The sequence below is a fragment of the Streptomyces sp. bgisy159 genome (assembly GCF_057707805.1).
The window spans coordinates 1-18,820 of the sequence record NZ_JBYIQX010000051.1 but is presented as its reverse complement, the minus strand read 5'-3'; the positions used below and the strand labels follow the sequence as shown (position 1 = coordinate 18,820).

The window sequence follows — 18,820 nt, the reverse complement described above, 5'->3', positions numbered from 1 at the left end:
CGGCCCGGACGTCATGGTGCCCCGTTCGCGGCGTGACCCGCATTGCCGGTTTCCGGCAGTGTTCATTAAGGTCTGCGTGCCGGTGACCGCCAACGGGCCGTCGCCGGCGCGACGAGCACGCAGGGGGCGATGTGACGGACCGGGACATTCCCGAGGAGTATCTGGACGGCTATGCCGGGATCCTGGCCGAGGTGGCGGCGACGGGGCGGCGGCTGACCCGGGAGGAGCTGGCTTCCCGGCGGGCGCTGGGTGAGCTGGCCGCGGACGCCGGCTACGGCCTGCGGACCCTGGTGAGCGCGCATCTGACGGCGGCTCGCTCGGCCTGGCCGCAGGCACCCGGTTCGGCGGACGGCGCGCTGGCGGCCGTGCAGCAGGCGGTGGACGCGTTCGCGGAGGGCTACGAGCACGCGCAACGGCTGGCGGTGCGTCAGGAGGAGGCGGCGCGGCGGGAGTTCATCGACGACCTGCTCTACGGCCGCAGCGACCTGGGCCGGCTGGCGGAGCGCGCCGAGCGGTTCGGGCTGCGGCTGGCGCACGCGCACGCGGTGGCGGTGGCCCGGGGGCCGGCGGCGTACGACGAGGGCGATCCGGTGGCGCGGCGCGTGGAGCGGGCGCTGATCTCGCGTTTCGGGGACCGCAGCATCCTGCTGACCACCAAGGACGGCCGGCTGCTGTGCATCGCGCCCGGCCACCAGCAGGAGGTGCTGACCCACTTCGCCAAGCAGGCGCACGCCGCCACCGACGGCGGGCAGGTCGCGGTCGGCCGCCCGCAGCCCGGCGCCGGAGGGGTCGTCCAGTCGTACGAGGAGGCTTTGAACACCCTGGAGATGGCGGAGCGGCTCGGTCTGGACGACCCGGTGCTGCACGCGGCGGACCTGCTGGTCTACCCGGTGCTGACCCGTGACCGCCAGGCGATGGCCGACCTGGTGCTGAACACCCTGGGGCCGCTGGTGACCGCCCGGGGCGGCGCCGAGCCGCTGCTGGACACGCTCACCGCGTACTTCGACTCGGGCTGTGTGGCCGCCGAGGCGGCCCGTCGGCTGTCGCTGAGCGTGCGGGCCCTGACCTACCGGCTGGAACGCATCCACAAGCTCACCGGCGCCAACCCGGCCGACCCGGCCCACCGTTACATGCTGCAGACGGCGGTGATCGGCGCCCGGCTGCTGGACTGGCCGGCCAAGGACGTCTGACCGGGCGGGCCGCGGCCGGGCGGCCGGGGCCCGCCCGGTGCGGCGGCTCCCGCGGTCAGCCCTCCATCAGGGTGATGTCGCGCTGCTCGGCCGCGTGGAAGTGCGGCAGGGGCAGGCCGCCCTGGGGACGGAGTTCCATGAGGGTGGCCTCGACGTGCGCGGCGCCCGGCTCCAGGGCGTCCGTGGTGGGGCGTCCGGTGTTGCGCCAGACGTGCTCGGCGCCGTCGCACACCGCACGGGTGCCGCCGATGCCGTGCCGCATCCCGGAGGAGTCGTCCCGCCCGACGGAGGAACTGACGAAGACCGGCCCGGTGTTGCCGAGGCAGCGGTAGGTGCCGGACAGGGTCACGGTGCCGTCGGCGGCGATCCGGCCGACCGGGTCTACGGAGACGGTCTCGTACGGGTCGGCGGCGGCCGGGTGGACCGGGCCGGCGAGCAGCAGCACGGCGGCGCCGGCGGCGGTGCCGAGAGCGGTGCGCAGGATGCGCGGGGTGCGCAGAGGCATGACGGAATCCTCCTGATGTGGGGGGATTCCACTGGTACCGGCCGGTCGCGCCGGAGTCCGTGACCGTCACTCCTTCGGTGGCGAGTCCGGGAGCCACGTCGACGCGGGGACCGGACACGGCCGGGAGGCCGACGGGCGGTCGCCGGTCGTCGCGCTCCGGTCGTCGCGGTCCGGTCGTCGCGGTCCGGTCGTCGGCTCGTCCCGGTGTTGTCACACCCGGCCGGTTCCCCCTGGCGGCGGCAGCCCGGCGGGCGCATGGTCGTGCACAGGCGGGCCGGCCCGCACGGCCGGTCCCTCGACGTGGAGGTGCGCCATGTGTTCCCACCAGTCCCCGACCGGCCTCACCGCCCCGCACGTGGTCGCCGCCCACCCCGAGCAGGGCTGGAGCCTGCTGTGCGACGGCACGATCGTCTTCGACGACTCGGGCGAACTGCTCCCGGACGGCCAGGTCGTCGCGCCGCACCGGGTGCCCGTGGCCGCCTGAGCGGTCAGTCGGGGAGCACCGCGAACCCGTCCAGCTCGACGAGCGCCTGTTCGTCCCAGAGCCGCACGATCCCGACGACCGCCATGGCCGGGTACTCCCGGCCGGCCGACTCGCGCCAGACGCGGCCGAGTTCGCGGGCGTGTTCCCGGTAGGCCGCGACGTCGGTGACGTACACGGTGACCCGGGCCAGGTCGGCCGGGGTGCCGCCGGCCGCGGCGAGCGCGGTGAGCAGGTTGCCGAGCGCCCGCTCGAACTGCTCGGGCAGGGTGGCCCCGACGACCTTTCCCTCGCCGTCGAGCGCGGTCTGGCCGGCCAGGAAGACCAGCCGGGAGCCGGTGGCGACCACGGCGTGCGAGAAGCCGGTCGGCGGGGACAGCTCCGGCGGGTCGACGCGGTGCAGGCTCATTCGGCCACCTCCCGGTCGCGGTACGACTCCCGGGCGATGATGGACCGTTGCACCTCGCTCGCCCCTTCGTAGATGCGCGGCGCCCGCACCTCGCGGTAGAGGTGTTCGAGCAGGTGACCGCGGCGCAGCGCCCGTGCGCCGTGCAGTTGGACGGCCGTGTCGACGACGTACTGGGCGGTCTCGGTGGCGAGCAGCTTCGCCATCGCGGCGCGCCGGGAGACGTCGGGCGCGCCGGCGTCGTGGGCGGTGGCCGCCGCGTACACCATCAGCCGGGCGGCCTCGGTGCGCAGGGCCATCTCGGCGACCTGGTGGGAGACGGCCTGCAGGTCGCGCAGCTTGCCGCCGAAGGCGTCCCGCCGGGCGGTGTGGTCCAGCGTGGCGTCGAGGGCGGCCTGGGCCATGCCGACCGCGAAGGCGCCGACGCTGGGCCGGAACAGGTCGAGGGTGGCCATCGCGACGCGGAAGCCGCCGTCGACCGTGCCGAGGACGTCGTCGGCGGTGACGGGTACGGCGTCGAAGCGGAGGGTGCCCAGCGGGTGCGGGGAGAGCATGTCCAGGCCGCTGCCGGTGAGGCCGGGGCGGTCGGCGGGGACCAGGAAGGCGGTGACCCCGCGGGCGCCGGCGCCGGCCGTGGTGCGGGCGAAGACGGTGTACAGGTCGGCCTCGGGGGCGTTGGAGATCCAGCTCTTCTCGCCGGACAGCCGCCAGCGGGAGGTGCCGTCCGGTTCGGCGGCCAGGGACAGCGCGGCGGCGTCGGAGCCCGCGCCCGGCTCGCTCAGCGCGAAGGCGGCCACGGCGTCGCCCCGGCTCACGGCGGGCAGCCAGCGCTCCCGCTGGGCGGCGCCGCCGTGGGCGTGCACGGGGTGGGCGCCGAGCCCCTGGAGGGCGAGGGCGGTCTCCGCCTCGGTGCAGGCGCGGGCCAGGGACTCGCGCATCAGGCAGAGGTCCACGGCGCCGGCGCGGAAGAGGCGTTCGAGCAGCCCCAGCCGGCCGAGTTCGGCGACCAGGGGGCGGTTGACGTGGCCGGGGTCGCCCTTCTCGGCGAGCGGGCGCAGCCGGTCGGCGGCCAGGGCGCGCAGCTCGGCGCACCATGCGGTCTGTGCCGGTTCGAGCGAGAATGCGGGCATTGCCGGTCCCCTCTCCGAGGCGCTGCTCCCGGACACCGCTCCGACCATATCGCGTGCTGTTGACTGTCGTCACCAAGGCGATACGCTCCGAGGGCGAGCCCACCCAGGCCCTGAGGGGGCGATCCGCCATGAACGTCTCGGCCCACGTCGACACCTTCGCGCGCGACCACCTCCCGCCGCCCGGCCAGTGGCCCGACCTGACCTTCGACCTGCCCGAGCTGCACTACCCGGAACGGCTCAACTGCGCCGCCGAGCTGCTCGCCGGCACCGACCCCGGCCGGCCGGCCTTCCGCACCCCGGACAGCGTGTGGACGTACGGCGAGCTGCGCGCCCGGGTCGACCGGCTGGCACATCTGCTCACCGGGGAGCTGGGTGTCGTACCCGGGCAGCGGGTGCTGCTGCGCGGCCCGACCGCGCCCTGGCTGGCCGCCTGCTGGCTCGCGGTGCTCAAGGCGGGCGCGGTCGCCGTCACCGTCCTGGCCCAGCAGCGGTCGCACGAGCTGCGCACGGTCTGCGAGATCGCCCGGGTGGAGCACGCGCTGTGCGACGCGCGCTGCGTCGACGACCTCGTCAAGGCGGACGTGCCCGGCCTGCGCGTCGTGACGTACGGCGGGGGCGGCCCCGACGACCTGCTGCGGCGGCCCGCGCCGGACACGCCGTACCGCGCCGTGGACACCGCCTCCGACGACGTGGCGCTGATCGCCTTCACCTCCGGCACCACGGGCCGCCCGAAGGGCTGCGCGCACTTCCACCGGGACGTCCTCGCCGTCGCGGACACCTTCGCCCGGCACGTGCTGCGGCCGTGCGCCGACGACGTCTTCGCCGGCAGTCCCCCGCTCGGGTTCACCTTCGGGCTGGGCGGGCTGGTCGTCTTCCCGCTGCGGGTCGGTGCGAGCGCCCTGCTGCTCGAACAGGCCGGCCCCCGGCAGCTGTTGCCCGCGGTCGCCGAGCACCGGGTGTCGGTGCTGTTCACCGCGCCGACCGCCTACCGGGCGATGCTGGCCGAGCTGGACGGGCACGACGTGTCCTGTCTGCGGCGCTGCGTGTCGGCCGGCGAGAACCTGCCCGAGGCCACCTGGCGGGCCTGGCACGAGCGCACCGGGGTGCGCGTCATCAACGGCATCGGCGCCACCGAGCTGCTGCACATCTTCATCTCGGCCGCCGACGAAGACATCCGGCCGGGTACGACCGGGCTGCCGGTCCCGGGCTGGCACGCGCGTGTGCAGGACGCGAACGGCGTGCCCGTGCCCGACGGGGAACCCGGGCTGCTCGCCGTGCGCGGCCCGGTGGGCTGCCGCTATCTCGACGACCCGCGCCAGCGCGACTACGTGCGCGACGGCTGGAACGTCACCGGGGACACCTACGTCCGCGATGCCGACGGCTACTTCCGGTACGTGGCGCGCGCCGACGACATGATCATCTCGGCCGGGTACAACATCGCCGGGCCGGAGGTGGAGGAGGCGCTGCTGCGCCACCCGGACGTGGTGGAGGCGGCCGTGGTGGGGCGGCCCGACGAGGAGCGCGGGCAGGTCGTGGCCGGTTTCGTGGTCCTGCGCGGGGGCGCCCGGCGGGACGCGGCGGCGCTGCGCGCCTTCGTCAAGCGGGAGCTGGCACCGTACAAGTGCCCACGCGAGATCGTGTTCCTTGACGCGCTGCCGCGCACCGCGACCGGCAAACTTCAGCGGTTCCGTCTGCGCACCGAGGGTGACCAGCAGTGATGCCGACGACCTAAGATGATCAACGTGTCAGACCAGCATGCTCCCCGGTCTCTGATCGTCACGCTCTACGGCGCCTACGGCCGGTTCGCGCCGGGCCCCGTGCCCGTGGCCGAGCTGATCCGCCTGCTCGCCGCGGTCGGCGTCGACGCGCCCTCCGTGCGTTCCTCGGTGTCCCGGCTCAAACGGCGCGGCCTGCTGCTGCCGGCGCGCACCGCCGGGGGCGCGGCGGGCTACGAACTGTCTGCCGAAGCACGGCAGCTGCTCGACGACGGCGACCGGCGGATCTACGCCGACGCGCCGCCGGAGGACGAGAGCTGGGTCCTGGCGGTGTTCTCGGTGCCGGAGTCGGAGCGGCAGAAGCGGCACGTGCTGCGCTCCCGCCTGGCGGGCCTGGGCTTCGGCACCGCGGCGCCCGGCGTGTGGATCGCGCCGGCCCGGCTGTTCGAGGAGACCCGGCACACGCTGCGGCGCCTCGGCCTCGCCCCCTACGTGGACTTCTTCCGCGGAGACCACCTCGGGTTCACGCCGACCGCGCAGGCGGTGGCCCGCTGGTGGGACCTGGCGGCCATCGCCAAGGAGCACGAGGCGTTCCTCGACCGGCACGCGCCCGTGCTGCACGCCTGGGAGCGGCGCGCGGACACCCCGCCGCAGGAGGCCTACCGGGACTACCTCCTCGCCCTGGACTCCTGGCGCCACCTGCCCTACACCGACCCCGGGCTGCCCGTCCGGCTGCTGCCCGCCGACTGGCCGGGGGCCCGTTCGGCGGCCGTCTTCCGGGGCCTGCACGAGCGGCTGCGCGACGCGGGTGCGGCGTTCGCGGGGATCCCCCTTCCCGGCTGAGGAGTGCCGCACCAGGCCCCTGGGGGAACGCTCAGGTCGTTCCGAGCCTCTTCCCAGCATCGCCGCCTAGCTTCCGGTCCATGACTCTGAAGCGCAGCCTGAACCGGGCACTGACCGCCACCACCGGCCTCCAGGTGCGCCGGGCGCCCCGGCCCGGCACCCCGCGGCCCGCGGCCGCCCCGCAGCGGCCCGCCCCCGCCTACCGTCGCCCGTCGGCCGAGGAGCCGGCGACGGACAGACTGCTGCGCCGGCCCGCGTTCATCGTCTCCTCGATCCGCTCCGGCTCGACGCTGCTGCGCCTGATGCTGAACGCCCACTCCCGGCTGCACTCCCCCCACGAACTGCACATCACCCGCCTGGAGGTCGGCTTCGGCAGCTCCGTCTCCCAGTACTCCATGACCCGCCTCGGGCTGGAGCGCGGCGACCTGGAGCACCTGCTGTGGGACCGGCTCATGCACTGGGAACTGGTGCGCTCGGGCAAGGATCACCTGGTGGAGAAGACGCCCGGCAACGTCTTCGACATCCGCCGCGTCCGGGACTGCTGGCCGGACGCCCGGTTCGTGTTCCTGCTGCGCCACCCGGAGTCCGTCGCCCGCTCCTGGCACGAGAGCGACCCGGAGAAACGGCCCTACGAGAAGGCGGTCGCGGACGCCCTGCGGTACGTGGCGGCCGTCGACGACGCCCGCAAGGCCCTCCCCGGCGGGTGCACCGTGCGCTACGAGGACATCACCGAGGACCCGGAGCGGCAGCTGCACCGGCTGTGCGCGTTCCTCGACGTGGAGTACGAACCCGGCATGGTCGACTACGGGCGTGCCGGCGGTACGGAGGTGCCGCGCGGGCTCGGCGACTGGCGGCCCACGATCCGCACCGGCACCGTGCAGCCCGGGCGGGCCCTGCCGGAGCGGGACGAGATCCACGGACGGCTGCTGCCGATGTGCGAGGCGTGGGGGTACGCGTGACGGGCCGGTGCCCGGATCACAGCCGGAGCCGGGGCTTCGGCGCGTCCGTGCGCCCCGTCCGGGGCGGCCGGCTGCCCGCCCGGTAGGGCGCCGGCCAGCCGGCCCCCGGCCCCTCGTAGCCCTGCTCGGCCGCGGCGTGCAGGGTCCAGTGCGGGTCGTACAGATGGGGCCGGGCCAGCGCGCACAGGTCGGTGCGGCCCGCCAGGATCAGTGAGTTGACGTCGTCCCAGGAGGAGATCGCCCCGACCGCGATCACCGGCACCCCCACCTCGTGCCGGATCCGGTCCGCGAACGGCGTCTGGTACGACCGCCCGAACTCCGGCCGCTCCTCGGCCACCACCTGCCCCGTGGACACGTCGATGGCGTCGGCCCCGTGCGCCGCGAAGGCCCGCGCGATCTCCACCGCGCCCTCGGCGGTGGTGCCGCCCTCGGCCCAGTCGGTGGCGGAGATCCGTACGGTCATCGGCCGTTCCGGCGGCCACACCGCCCGCACCGCGTCGAAGACCTCCAGGGGGAAGCGCAGCCGCCGTTCGGCCGAGCCGCCGTAGGCGTCGGTGCGGCGGTTGGTCAGCGGGGACAGGAAACCGGACAGCAGATAGCCGTGGGCGCAGTGCAGTTCCAGCAGGTCGAACCCGGCGCGCGCGGCCCGCGCGGCGGCGGTCGCGAACTGTTCGCGGATGTCGGTGAGCTGCGCCCGGGACAGCTCGCGAGGGACCTGGCCGCCCGGCTTGTAGGGCAGCGGCGAGGCGGCGACCAGCGGCCAGTTGCCGTCGGGCAGCGGCTCGTCCATGCCCTCCCACATCACCCGCGTGGAACCCTTGCGGCCGCTGTGCCCGAGCTGCACGCCGAGGGCGGTACCGGGCGCCCGGGCGTGCACGAAGTCGGCGATCCGCCGCCACGCCTCGGCCTGGCGGCCGGTGTACAGGCCGGCGCAGCCGGGGGTGATCCGGCCCTCCGCGCTGACGCAGACCATCTCGGTCATCACCAGCCCGGCCCCGCCCAGCGCTCGGGCCCCCAGGTGCACCAGGTGGAAGTCGCCGGGGACGCCGTCGACCGCGGAGTACATGTCCATCGGGGAGACGACGACGCGGTTGCGCAGGGTGAGTCCGCGCAGCCGGAACGGGGTGAACATCGGGGGTGTGCCGGGCGGGCAGCCGAACTCCCGCTCCACGGCCGAGGTGAAGCGCGCGTCGCGCAGCCGCAGGTTGTCGTGGGTGACCCGGCGGCTGCGGGTGAGCAGGTTGAAGGCGAACTGCCGGGCGGGCTGGCCGAGGTAGGAGGCCAGGTGCTCGAACCACTCCAGGCTGGCCCGCGCGGCTCGCTGGGTCGAGGCGACGACCGGCTTGCGCTCCTCCTCGTAGGCAACCAACGCCCTTTCCAGGGTGGGCTGTTCGGTCAGGCAGGCGGCGAGGGCGAGGGCGTCCTCGACGGCGAGCTTGGTGCCGGAGCCGATGGAGAAGTGGGCGGTGTGGGCGGCGTCGCCGAGGAGGACCACGTTGCCGTGCGACCAGCGCTCGTTGACGACCGTGCGGAACGTCGTCCAGGCCGACTTGTTGGACCGCAGGGGCCGGCCGCCGAGCGCGTCGGAGAAGATCTTCGCGCACCGCTCGACGGACTCGTGCTCGTCCATCGCGTCGAAGCCGGCCGCGCGCCACACCTCCTCGCGCATCTCGACGATCACGGTGGAGGCGTCGGCGGAGAACGGGTAGCCGTGCAGCTGCATGACGCCGTGCTCGGTCCGCGCGATCTCGAAGCGGAAGGCGCCGAGGGCGAAGTCGGCGGCGAGCCAGATGTAGCGGCAGCGGTGCGTCGTGACGCTGGGGCGGAACGCGTCGGCGTAGGTCTCCCGGGTGGAGCTGTGCACGCCGTCGGCGGCGACGACCAGGTCGTACTCCTCGGCGAGCCGGGACGGGTGGGGGGCCTCGGTGCGGAAGCGGAGCTCCACGCCGAGGGCGCGGCAGCGCTCGTGCAGGATCTGCAGGAGGTGTTTCCTGCCCAGGGCGGCGAAGCCGTGTCCTCCCGAGGTGTGGCGGGTGTCTCCGCGGACGATGTCTATCTCGTCCCAGCGGGTGAAACGCCTCTGCAGTTCCGCGTAGACCTGGGGGTCGGCGTGTTCGATGCCGCCGAGCGTCTCGTCGGAGAGGACCACCCCGAAGCCGAAGGTGTCGTCGGGGGCGTTGCGTTCCCAGACGGTGATCTCCCGGGCCGGGTCGAGGCGTTTGAGCAGGGCCGCGGCGTAGAGGCCGCCCGGGCCGCCGCCGATGACCGCGATGCGTCGCGGGTGCGGTTGCGGGTGCGGGTGCGGCGCGGCGTCCCGCGCCTCGTCCGTGGGCACGGTCACCGCCCCTTCCACTTGGGGGGCCGCTTCTCCGTGAACGCCCGGTGGAACTCGGCGTAGTCCTCGCCGTTCATCAGCAGCGCCTGCGTCGCCGCGTCCATCTCCACCGCCGCTCCCAGCGGCATGTCCAGTTCCGCGGTCAGGAGGGCCTTGGTCTGGGCGTACGCCAGAGCGGGGCCCTCGGCCAGACGCCGGGCCAGGGTCAGGGCGGCGCGGTCGGTGTCGCCCTCGGGGACGAGTTCGCTGATCAGGCCGATGCGCTCGGCCTCGGGGGCGGGGACCGGGTCGCCGAGCATCAGCAGGCGGGTGGCGTGGCCGAGGCCGACGACCCTCGGGAGCAGGTAGGCGGCGCCCATGTCGCCGCCGGAGAGGCCGACCTTCGTGAAGAGGAAGGCGAACCGGGCGGTGGGGTCGGCCACGCGGAAGTCGGCGGCCAGGGCGAGGACGGCGCCCGCGCCCGCCGCGACTCCGTGCACGGCGGCGATCACGGGGAATGGGCACTCGCGGATCGCCCGTACCACCTGGCCGGTCATCCGGTTGAAGTCGAGGAGCCGGGCGGTGTCCATGGACAGGGTGGCACCGATGATCTCGTCGACGTCGCCGCCGGAGCAGAAGCCGCGTCCCTCGCCGGCCAGGACGAGGGCGCTCACGGAGCGCTCGCGGGACAGTTCGGCGAGCAGGTCGCGCAGGTCGGCGTAGGCGCCGAAGGTGAGGGCGTTGAGCCGATCGGGGCGGGCGAGGGTGACGGTGGCGACGCCGTCGGCGCGCTCGACGCGCAGGTGTTCCCAGTCGTCGGTGCGGGCGGCTGATCCGGTGAAGGGACTCACCCCCCGAAGTTATCACCGCAATGTGACTGTCGTCATGAGGGCGATATAAGCCGGGTGGCGCAAGGGTGCCGCGGACATGTCCCGGGCCGTGTCACCGGTCGTCCACAAGGCGGCAACAGCGGGACCGGACCGGAGGGCCGGGCCGTTGACCGGGGTAAGGCGCCGGTAGCGGGACGAGAGGTCCCGCGCGGCGCCCGCCGTGCGCCTCCGCCGGAGGCCGCCGTACCATCTCACGTTGAAAGCAGGACGACCCGATATGACGACGTCCATCGCGGGGACCTGCGCCATGAACGGACTCGCCTTGCCCGAACGCCCTCCCGCCTCAGCCTCCTGGCACATCGCGCTGCCGCACACCACCGCGGCGGTGCCGGTGGCGCGCGCCCTGGTCCGCACGGCACTGGCGGAGCTGGAGCACGGCGCGGACAGCGACACCGCGGAGCTGCTCACCGCCGAGCTGGTGGCGAACGCGGTGGAGCACACGGCGGGCCGCGGTCCGATAGAGCTGGTGGTGGAGCTGCTGCCGGGCGGCTGCCGGGTGGAGGTGCACGACCCGGACCCGGCGCCGCCCGGCGATCTGACCCGGGGGGCGGGCGGCGAGGTCGACCCCTGGCAGGAACACGGGCGGGGTCTGCTGCTGATCCGCGCGCTCAGCTCGTCGTGCGGGCACCGCCCCACCGAGAACGGCAAGGCGGTGTGGTTCCGGCTCGCGGCGGTACCCCCGCAGCGCGGCCGGCGCCCGCTGTGACGCCGACGGCACCCGTACACCCCGTACGGGCCGCCGTCAGGCGAGAGTGGCGACCAGGACGGCCTTGATGGTGTGCATGCGGTTCTCGGCCTCGTCGAAGACGACGGAGTGCGCCGACTCGAACACCTCGTCGGTCACCTCCAGCGAGTCCAGGCCGTGGCTCTCGTGGATCTCGCGGCCGACCTGTGTGCCGAGGTCGTGGAAGGCCGGCAGGCAGTGCAGGAACTTCACGTCCGGGTTGCCGGTGGCGCGCAGGACGTCCATGGTCACGGCGTACGGGCCGAGGGCCGCGATCCGCTCGTCCCAGACCTGCTTCGGCTCCCCCATGGAGACCCAGACGTCGGTGGCGACGAAGTCGGCGCCCGCGGCACCCTCCTCGACGGACTCGGTGAGGGTGATCCTGGCCCCGCTGTCCGCGGCCAGCTCCCGGGCGCGGTCGACGACCTCCTGCGCGGGCCAGTAGGACTTCGGGGCGACGATCCGCACGTCCATGCCCAGCAGGGCGCCGGTGACCAGGTAGGAGTTGCCCATGTTGAAGCGGGCGTCGCCGAGGTAGGCGTAGGAGATCTCCGGCAGGGGCCGGGCGCAGTGCTCGGTCATCGTGAGCACGTCGGCGAGCATCTGGGTGGGGTGCCAGTCGTCGGTGAGACCGTTGTAGACGGGAACGCCGGCGTGCGCGGCCAGTTCCTCGACCTTCCGCTGGCTGTCGCCGCGGTACTCGATCCCGTCGAACATCCGGCCCAGGACGCGCGCGGTGTCCTTCACGGACTCCTTGTGGCCGATCTGGGAGCCCGCCGGGTCGAGGTACGTGGTGCAGGCGCCCTGGTCGGCGGCCGCGACCTCGAACGCGCAGCGGGTGCGCGTCGAGGTCTTCTCGAAGATCAGCGCGATGTTCTTCCCGGTCAGGCGGCGCTCCTCGGTCCCGGCCCGTTTGGCCGCCTTCAGCTCGGCGGCCAGCTCCACCAGGCCGCGGAACTCCTGCGCGGTGAGGTCGAGCTCCTTGAGGAAGTGGCGGCCGGCGAGGGCGGTCGGGGCAGTCGCCATGGGGACGCTCCAGTGGTGCGGTGGTACCAGGGACAGGGACCGTGGAAGTCTATACGAAAGGCAGAATTTCTATACGGCGTCTCGCTCCACGGGACAGCTCATGCACCGCGGGCCGCCCCGGCCCCGCCCCAGCTCGCTGCCCGGGATCTCGATCACCTCGATGCCCTGCTTGCGCAGATGGGTGTTGGTGGTGGAGTTGCGCTCGTAGGCGACCACCACGCCCGGCTCGACGCACAGCACGTTGCAGCCGTCGTCCCACTGCTCGCGCTCGGCGGCGTGCACGTCCTGCGTGGCGGTGAGCACCCGGATCTCGCTCAGGCCGAGGGCGGCGGCGACGGCGCGGTGCATGTGCTCCGGCGGATGGTCGGTGACCTTGAGCTCCTTGTCGCCGGCCCCCGGCTCGACGGTGTACGAGCGCAGCATGCCGAGTCCCGCGTACTGGGTGAAGGTGTCCCCGTCGACCATCGTCATCACGGTGTCGAGATGCATGAGGGCCCGCCGCTTCGGCATGTCCAGGGCCACGATGGTCCGCGCCGAGCCGGCCGCGAACAGCTTGTGGGCGAGCATCTCGACCGCCTGCGGCGTCGTGCGCTCGCTCATGCCGATCAGGACGGCACCGTTGCCGATCACCAGGACGTCCCCGCCCTCGATGGTCGACGGGTAGTCGGCCTGCCCCTCGGACCACAGGTGGAACGCCTCGTCCCGGAAGAGCGGGTGGTGCCGGTAGATCGCCTCGAAGTGGACGGTCTCGCGCTGCCTGGCCGGCCAGCGCATCGCGTTGATCGACACACCGTCGTAGATCCAGGCGGAGGTGTCCCGGGTGAACAGGTGGTTGGGCAGCGGGTCGAGCAGGAAGTCGTCCAGCTCCATGACGTGGAAGCGCACCGAGACCGGCTCGGGGTACGCCTCCAGGAACTCCCGCTTGGTCATGCCGCCGACGAGGGCCTCGGCCAGCTTGGGCGCGGGCAGGGTCTCGAAGGCGGCCCTGAGGTGATCGGTGGCGAGGACGCCGTACGCCTTCTCGTCGAAGACCCGATCCAGGACGAGCGCTCGGGCCGCCGGGATCTCCAGGGCCTCGGTGAGCAGGTCGCCGAAGAGGTGCACCTCGACGCCCCGGTCGCGCAGCACGTCCGCGAACCCGTCGTGCTCGGCGCGCGCCCGGCGCACCCACAGCACGTCGTCGAAGAGCAGGGCGTCCTTGTTGCTGGGGGTGAGCCTTTTGAGCTCCAGATCCGGCCGGTGCAGGATGACGCGGCGCAGCCGCCCGGCCTCGGAGTCGACATGGAATGCCATGTCTCCATCCTGACCGGGCGGACGCGTGTTCACCCCGTTTCCGTCCGTTCTCGTCGCACGGCCGGTGCCACGGCCGCTTTCACCGCCGGTGTCACAGCCGGTGTCACAGCCGTGGGTCCACCGGCTCCGACTCCAGGGCCAGCACCCCGAACACCGCCTCGTGCACCCGCCACAGCGGCTCCCCCTCGGCCAGCCGGTCCAGGGCCTCCAGGCCGAGGGCGTACTCGCGGAGCGCGAGGGACCGCTTGTGGTTGAGGAAGCGGTTCCGCAACCGGGCCAGGTGGTCGGGGCGGGTGTACTCCGGGCCGTAGATGATCCGCAGGTACTCGCGGCCCCGGCACTTGATACCGGGCTGGACCAGTCGGCCCTCGCCGTCGCGGACCAGCGCGCCGACCGGCTTGACCACCATGCCCTCGCCGCCCCGGCCGGTCATCTCCAGCCACCAGTCGACGCCCGCCCGCACCGACTCCGGGTCGCCGGTGTCGACGTGGAGCCGTCGGGTGGTCTGCAGCAGGCCGGTGGGGTCGTGCTCCACCAGCCGGTCCAGCAACGCCAGTTGTGCGTCGTGCGGCAGGGCCGCGAGGCTGCGGCCCTGGACGGCGAGGATCTGGAACGGGGCCAGCCGCACGCCGTCCAGGCCGTCAGTCGGCCAGCAGTAGCGCCGGTACGCCGCCGTGAAGGCGGCCGCGTCCGAGGCCCGCTCGCGCTGGCGGCCCAGCAGCTCCGCCACGTCCACGCCGCGCGCCGCCGCGCCCTCCAGCGCGGCGAGCACGCCCGGGAACACCGCACCGGAGGCCGCGCCGACCGCCGCGTACTGCGAGCGCAGCAGTCCGGACGCCTTCAGCGACCACGGCATCAGCTCGGCGTCCAGCAGCAGCCAGTCCACCGTGCCGGAGGCGCTGCCGGACGCGGCGAGTTCCGTCCACAGCCCTGCCTCGTCGACGGCCGTGCGCAGGCGCCCGAGGACCGCCTCCGTCATCGCCCGGTCGTCGAAGAAGGGCCGGCCGGTACGGGTGTACAGGGACCCGGTCGGGCCGTCGACGCCGAACCTCTTGCGCGCCGCGTCCGCGTCCCGGCAGACCAGGGCCACCGCCCGGGACCCCATGTGCTTCTCCTCGCACACGACACGCTCCACGCCGTCCGCCGCGTACTGCGCGAACGCCTCCACCGGGTGCTCCAGGTAGCCGTCCACCCGGGACGTGGCGGTCGGGGCCATGGTCGGCGGGAGGTACGGCAGCAGGCGCGGGTCGACCGCGAACCGGCTGACGACCTCCAGGGCCGCCGCCGCGTTCTCCTCGCGGATCGTGATCCTGGGCTGGTACCGGGTCTCGATGATCCGCTTGCCGTGCACGTCCGCCAGGTCCAGCGGCCGGCCCTCGTGCCCGCCGGGCGCCTCGGTGGCCAGCGGCCTGGTCGGCTCGTACCACGTCCGCTCCGCCGGCACGTCGACCAGTTCCCGCTCCGGCCAGCGCAGCGCGGTGAGCCTGCCGCCGAAGACGGCCCCGGTGTCCAGGCAGATGGTGTTGTTCAGCCAGGTGGCCTCCGGCACCGGGGTGTGCCCGTAGACCACGGCCGCCCGCCCCCGGTAGTCCTCCGCCCACGGGTAGCGCACCGGCAGCCCGAACTCGTCGGTCTCGCCGGTGGTCTCGCCGTACAGCGCGTGCGAGCGGACCCGGCCGGAGGTGCGGCCGTGGTACTTCTCCGGCAGGCCGGCGTGGCAGACCACCAGCCGGCCGCCGTCGAGGACGTAGTGGCTGACCAACCCGTCCAGGAACGCCCTGACCTGCTGCCGGAACTCCTCGCTCTCGCCCTCCATCTGCGCGATGGTCTCGGCGAGGCCGTGGGTGTGCCGCACGTTGCGGCCGTGCAGGTACCGCCCGTACTTGTTCTCGTGGTTGCCGGGCACGCACAGCGCGTGGCCCGACTCGACCATGCCCATCACGCGGCGCAGCACGCCCGGGCTGTCCGGCCCTCGGTCGACCAGGTCGCCGACGAAGACGGCCGTACGGCCCTCGGGGTGCACCCCGTCGACGTAGCCGAGCTTGCCGAGCAGGGACTCCAGTTCAAAGGCGCAGCCGTGGACGTCGCCGATGATGTCGAAGGGGCCGGCGAGGTGGGTCAGGTCGTTGAAGCGCTTCTCGGTGCGGACGGTGGCGTGCTCGATCTCGTCCACGCCGCGCAGGACGTGCACCTTGCGGAAGCCCTCGCGCTCCAGGTGACGCAGGGAGGAGCGCAGGTCGCGGGTATGGCGGCGGATGACCCGGCGGGGCATGTCGGCGCGGTCGGTGCGCGCCGCGTTGCGCTCGGCGCACACCTCCTCCGGCACGTCCAGCACGATGGCGATGGGCAGCACGTCGTGCCGGCGCGCCAGGTCGACCAGCTGCCGCCGGGCCTCCTTCTGCACGCTGGTCGCGTCGACGACGGTGCGGCGGCCGGCCGCGAGCCGCTTGCCCGCGATGTAGTGCAGGACGTCGAAGGCGTCCCCGGTGGCGCTCTGGTCGTTCTCGTCGTCGGAGACCAGGCCCCGGCAGAAGTCGGAGGAGATCACCTCGGTCGGCTTGAAGTGCCGTCGGGCGAACGTGGACTTGCCCGAGCCGGACGCGCCGACGAGGACGACGAGCGAGAGGTCGGTGACGGGCAGCACCCGCCCCTGGGTGGTGGTCGTTCCGGTCATGCCGCCTTCGCCTCCTTCTCGGTCACGGTCCTGCTGAACACGGCCATCTGGGTGGGCGGTCCCACCTCGGGGTCGTCCGGCCCGACCGGCCGGAACCCGACCTGGTAGCCGTGCCGTTCGGCCACGGCCGCCGCCCAGGTGCGGAACTCCTCGCGGGTCCACTCGAAGCGGTGGTCGCCGTGCCGGACGTGTCCGGCCGGCAGCGACTCCCAGCGGACGTTGTACTCCACGTTCGGGGTGGTCACGAGGACCGTGCGGGGCCGGGCGGACCCGAACACCGCGTACTCCAGGGCCGGCAGCCGGGGCAGGTCGAGGTGCTCGATCACCTCGCTGAGCACGGCCGCGTCGTAGCCCTTGAGCCGGCGGTCGGTGTACGCCAGCGAGCCCTGCCAGAGCTTCACCCGCGACGCCTGCCGCTCGCCGAGCCGGTCCAGCTTCAGCCGGCGGGACGCGATGGTGAGGGCGCGCACGGAGACGTCCAGGCCCACGATCTCCGTGAACCGGGTGTCCTTGAGCAGTTCCTGCACCAACTGCCCCTGACCGCAGCCCAGGTCGAGGACCCGGGCGGCGCCGGCGGCGTGCAGTTCGGTGAGGATCGCCTGCCGGCGGTGGACGGCGAGCGGGGTCGGCTTCTCCTCGGTCTCGGCATCCGCCTCGACCGCGTTGTCCAGCTCCTCGACCTCGCTGTCGTCGCTCTCGGCCAACCGCACCAGCTCCAGGCGCTCCATCGCCTGCCGGGTCAGCGACCAGCGGCGCGACAGGTAGCGGCTGGTGATGAGCTTCTGCTCGGGGTGGCCGGGCAGCCAGCCCTCGCCGGCCCGCAGCAGCTTGTCGACCTCGTCGGCGGCGACCCAGTAGTGCTTGGCGTCGTCGAGGACCGGCAGCAGGACGTAGAGGTGGCGCAGCGCCTCGGCCAGGGTCAGCGTCTCGGACTCCAGCACCAGCCGGACGTAGCGCGAGTCGCCCCACTCCGGGAACTCGGCGTCCAGGGCGACCGGTTCGACGCCGGCCTGCCAGCCGAGCGGCTCGAAGAGGCGGCGTACGAGTTCGGGTCCGCCCCGGGCGGGCAGCGCGGGGACCTCCACGCGCAGCGGCAGCGGCTCGGCGGCGCGTTCGGGGCGGGCCGTGCACACGCCCCGCATGGCGCTGGAGAAGACGCTGCTCAGCGCCACCGCGAGCAGGGAGGAGGCGGCGTACGGGCGGTCGTTGACGTACTGCGCGAGCGCCGCGTCGGGCGCTCCACCGCGGCCCTTGCCCTTGCCCCGCCGGACCAGTGTCACCGCGTCCACCTCCAGCAGCAGAGCCGCCGTGCACCGCAGCTCGCCCGCCTCCGGGTACAGGACGTGCGCCCTGCCGTAGGAGGTGGAGAACGCCTGCGCCTTGTCGGGATGCTTGTGCAGCAGGAACCCGAGGTCGGTCGCGGGTCGCTCCGGGGTGCCGGTGGTGCTGATCGTCAGGAACACGGTGATTGCCTCGTATGGCGTGTGAGCAGGGAACGCGCTGGTTGTCCGCGCCGAGGGCCCAGCCTACGGAAGGTCGCCGGTCAGGTACGCGGCATTTTCCGGTCCGTCTCCTCGGGGGCGGGGGCCCAGGCGCGTACGGCCAGCTTGCCGGTGGTGCCGAGGTCGAGGTGCGGGGTCACGGTCACGGGGGCGGCACCGGCCTTGGCGCGGACCCGGACGTACGGCACGTTCACGGGCTCGCCGAACTGGGTCGTGTTGCGCCACATCAGTCCGGAGACGGCCTTCTCGCCCGGCTTCAGGGTCAGCGGCCGGGGCGGTTCGTCGAAGCGGGTGCCGGTGCTGATGCCGCCGCTGCCGTGCACCACGGTGACGCCGTCGACCGGCTTCAGACCGTCGTCGAGGAGGGTCAGCTCCGGGTAGCCGTCCAGGCTGTAGGGGGAGGTGCCGCAGTTCTCCAGGTGCAGGCCGACCACGCGCAGGCCCATCGCCGCGTCGCCGTCGTCGACGGTGACCCGGACGCCGCCCTCGGGGCAGTCGCCGGGTGCGGGCGGGGCCTCGGCGGCGGGGACCTTGGTGACCCGGCCGACCTTCACCCGGGTCACCGCGGACGCGCCCCGCTGAAGGACACCCAGCTCCACGGTGCCGCGCGCCGTGGCGCCGGGCCGGACGTCGCGCACGGTCACCTCGCGGTTGGCCATGGACGCGCCGGAGTCGGTGGTGAAGTGGAACAGGATCTCGTACGTCAGTGCCTCGGTGCCGTCGTTGGTGACCTCGTAGGCGGCGGAGATGCCGGAGTCGCCGGGCAGTCGCTCGGCCTGCACGCTGTACGAGCGCTTCGGGGAGGGGCTGGGGGACGGGATGGTCACGGAGGTGATCCGGACCCCGTCCACGGGCGGGTCGGTCACCGGGGCGCCGGAGGCCGGACCCGCGGCCTCGCCCGCGCCACCCTGCCGGGTGCCGGACTGTTCGGAACCGCAGGCCGTCAGCACGAGCAGGGCGGCGACGACGGGGACGAGGGGGGTGGCTCTGCGCATCCGGCCAGCCCATCAGGGGTCCGGCCGGACAGCCGTGACGGAAGCCACAGTTCCGGTCACAGGCCTGTCACAGACGCCACCCGCTCCCGTCGGCTGCGGAGCCTCGGCGGCGTCTAGGAGTTGTCTTCAAATGTCACGCCCACATCAGGAGCGAGGCGAGGGTGACGGCTGCC

The 18,820-nt window shown here is 73.7% G+C and carries 16 protein-coding genes; 6 read left to right on the top strand and 10 right to left on the bottom strand.

Going from position 1 to position 18,820, the window contains the following annotated elements:
- Positions 1-131 precede the first annotated feature (131 nt).
- A complete protein-coding gene (locus tag AC3ET3_RS31715) occupies positions 132-1,190 on the top strand; it encodes a PucR family transcriptional regulator (RefSeq protein WP_432137758.1) in 1,059 nt (352 codons plus the stop codon).
- A 55-nt stretch (positions 1,191-1,245) separates the two neighbouring features.
- On the opposite strand, the gene AC3ET3_RS31710 is transcribed toward AC3ET3_RS31715, so the two are convergent.
- Complete coding sequence (locus AC3ET3_RS31710) at positions 1,246-1,695, bottom strand: DUF6299 family protein (protein ID WP_432137759.1); 450 nt, start codon at positions 1,693-1,695, stop codon at positions 1,246-1,248.
- 313 nt (positions 1,696-2,008) lie between these two features.
- Here AC3ET3_RS31710 and AC3ET3_RS31705 point away from each other — a divergent pair, with 313 nt between their 5' ends.
- Entirely contained in the window at positions 2,009-2,179 is a 171-nt protein-coding gene (locus AC3ET3_RS31705) for a DUF5999 family protein (protein ID WP_432137760.1), read from the top strand.
- Between the two features lie 4 nt (positions 2,180-2,183).
- On the opposite strand, the gene AC3ET3_RS31700 is transcribed toward AC3ET3_RS31705, so the two are convergent.
- Entirely contained in the window at positions 2,184-2,585 is a 402-nt protein-coding gene (locus tag AC3ET3_RS31700) for a RidA family protein (protein WP_435613348.1), read from the bottom strand.
- On the bottom strand, positions 2,582-3,712 hold the full coding sequence (locus tag AC3ET3_RS31695) for an acyl-CoA dehydrogenase family protein (protein WP_435613347.1): 1,131 nt from the start codon (positions 3,710-3,712) through the stop codon (positions 2,582-2,584). Before AC3ET3_RS31695 ends, AC3ET3_RS31700 begins: the two co-directional genes overlap by 4 nt.
- A gap of 128 nt (positions 3,713-3,840) precedes the next feature.
- Here AC3ET3_RS31695 and AC3ET3_RS31690 point away from each other — a divergent pair, with 128 nt between their 5' ends.
- The 3 genes from AC3ET3_RS31690 (at position 3,841) to AC3ET3_RS31680 (ending at position 7,229) form a co-directional block, all read left to right on the top strand.
- Positions 3,841-5,430 carry an AMP-binding protein gene (locus AC3ET3_RS31690; RefSeq protein WP_432137818.1) on the top strand — a complete coding sequence of 530 codons (1,590 nt, stop codon included), beginning with the start codon at positions 3,841-3,843 and terminating at the stop codon, positions 5,428-5,430.
- A gap of 15 nt (positions 5,431-5,445) precedes the next feature.
- Positions 5,446-6,270, top strand: coding sequence for a PaaX family transcriptional regulator (locus AC3ET3_RS31685; protein WP_432137763.1), 825 nt, complete (start codon positions 5,446-5,448; stop codon positions 6,268-6,270).
- 80 nt (positions 6,271-6,350) lie between these two features.
- Positions 6,351-7,229, top strand: coding sequence for a sulfotransferase family protein (locus tag AC3ET3_RS31680; protein WP_435613346.1), 879 nt, complete (start codon positions 6,351-6,353; stop codon positions 7,227-7,229).
- A 16-nt stretch (positions 7,230-7,245) separates the two neighbouring features.
- Here AC3ET3_RS31680 and AC3ET3_RS31675 read toward each other — a convergent pair whose 3' ends face one another.
- Both AC3ET3_RS31675 and AC3ET3_RS31670 read right to left on the bottom strand, forming a co-directional pair.
- A complete protein-coding gene (locus tag AC3ET3_RS31675) occupies positions 7,246-9,564 on the bottom strand; it encodes a bifunctional salicylyl-CoA 5-hydroxylase/oxidoreductase (protein WP_435613355.1) in 2,319 nt (772 codons plus the stop codon).
- A gap of 2 nt (positions 9,565-9,566) precedes the next feature.
- Positions 9,567-10,394, bottom strand: coding sequence for an enoyl-CoA hydratase family protein (locus AC3ET3_RS31670; protein ID WP_432137766.1), 828 nt, complete (start codon positions 10,392-10,394; stop codon positions 9,567-9,569).
- A gap of 286 nt (positions 10,395-10,680) precedes the next feature.
- Here AC3ET3_RS31670 and AC3ET3_RS31665 point away from each other — a divergent pair, with 286 nt between their 5' ends.
- Entirely contained in the window at positions 10,681-11,139 is a 459-nt protein-coding gene (locus tag AC3ET3_RS31665; RefSeq protein WP_432137819.1) for an ATP-binding protein, read from the top strand.
- Positions 11,140-11,175: 36 nt separating this feature from the next.
- On the opposite strand, the gene argF is transcribed toward AC3ET3_RS31665, so the two are convergent.
- The 5 genes from argF to AC3ET3_RS31640 form a co-directional block, all read right to left on the bottom strand.
- Positions 11,176-12,183, bottom strand: coding sequence for an ornithine carbamoyltransferase (gene argF / locus AC3ET3_RS31660; protein ID WP_432157830.1), 1,008 nt, complete (start codon positions 12,181-12,183; stop codon positions 11,176-11,178).
- A gap of 69 nt (positions 12,184-12,252) precedes the next feature.
- On the bottom strand, positions 12,253-13,476 hold the full coding sequence (locus AC3ET3_RS31655; RefSeq protein ID WP_435613345.1) for an arginine deiminase: 1,224 nt from the start codon (positions 13,474-13,476) through the stop codon (positions 12,253-12,255).
- Between the two features lie 103 nt (positions 13,477-13,579).
- A complete protein-coding gene (locus AC3ET3_RS31650; protein ID WP_432137769.1) occupies positions 13,580-16,150 on the bottom strand; it encodes a polynucleotide kinase-phosphatase in 2,571 nt (856 codons plus the stop codon).
- Positions 16,147-17,613 (bottom strand): 3' terminal RNA ribose 2'-O-methyltransferase Hen1, encoded by a 1,467-nt coding sequence (locus AC3ET3_RS31645; RefSeq protein ID WP_432137770.1) that lies wholly within the window; start codon positions 17,611-17,613, stop codon positions 16,147-16,149. Before AC3ET3_RS31645 ends, AC3ET3_RS31650 begins: the two co-directional genes overlap by 4 nt.
- An 80-nt stretch (positions 17,614-17,693) precedes the next feature.
- Positions 17,694-18,647, bottom strand: a complete 954-nt coding sequence (locus AC3ET3_RS31640) for a DUF4232 domain-containing protein (RefSeq protein ID WP_435613344.1) — start codon at positions 18,645-18,647, stop codon at positions 17,694-17,696.
- Positions 18,648-18,820 lie beyond the last annotated feature (173 nt).

Coding starts and splice junctions, on each gene's coding strand:
- AC3ET3_RS31710 (WP_432137759.1), bottom strand. CDS start 1,695: ATGCCTCTGCGCACCCCGCGCATCCTGCGCACCGCTCTCGGCACCGCC.
- AC3ET3_RS31705 (WP_432137760.1), top strand. CDS start 2,009: ATGTGTTCCCACCAGTCCCCGACCGGCCTCACCGCCCCGCACGTGGTC.
- AC3ET3_RS31700 (WP_435613348.1), bottom strand. CDS start 2,585: ATGAGCCTGCACCGCGTCGACCCGCCGGAGCTGTCCCCGCCGACCGGC.
- AC3ET3_RS31695 (WP_435613347.1), bottom strand. CDS start 3,712: ATGCCCGCATTCTCGCTCGAACCGGCACAGACCGCATGGTGCGCCGAG.
- AC3ET3_RS31690 (WP_432137818.1), top strand. CDS start 3,841: ATGAACGTCTCGGCCCACGTCGACACCTTCGCGCGCGACCACCTCCCG.
- AC3ET3_RS31685 (WP_432137763.1), top strand. CDS start 5,446: ATGATCAACGTGTCAGACCAGCATGCTCCCCGGTCTCTGATCGTCACG.
- AC3ET3_RS31680 (WP_435613346.1), top strand. CDS start 6,351: ATGACTCTGAAGCGCAGCCTGAACCGGGCACTGACCGCCACCACCGGC.
- AC3ET3_RS31665 (WP_432137819.1), top strand. CDS start 10,681: ATGAACGGACTCGCCTTGCCCGAACGCCCTCCCGCCTCAGCCTCCTGG.
- argF (WP_432157830.1), bottom strand. CDS start 12,183: ATGGCGACTGCCCCGACCGCCCTCGCCGGCCGCCACTTCCTCAAGGAG.
- AC3ET3_RS31655 (WP_435613345.1), bottom strand. CDS start 13,476: ATGGCATTCCATGTCGACTCCGAGGCCGGGCGGCTGCGCCGCGTCATC.
- AC3ET3_RS31650 (WP_432137769.1), bottom strand. CDS start 16,150: ATGACCGGAACGACCACCACCCAGGGGCGGGTGCTGCCCGTCACCGAC.
- AC3ET3_RS31640 (WP_435613344.1), bottom strand. CDS start 18,647: ATGCGCAGAGCCACCCCCCTCGTCCCCGTCGTCGCCGCCCTGCTCGTG.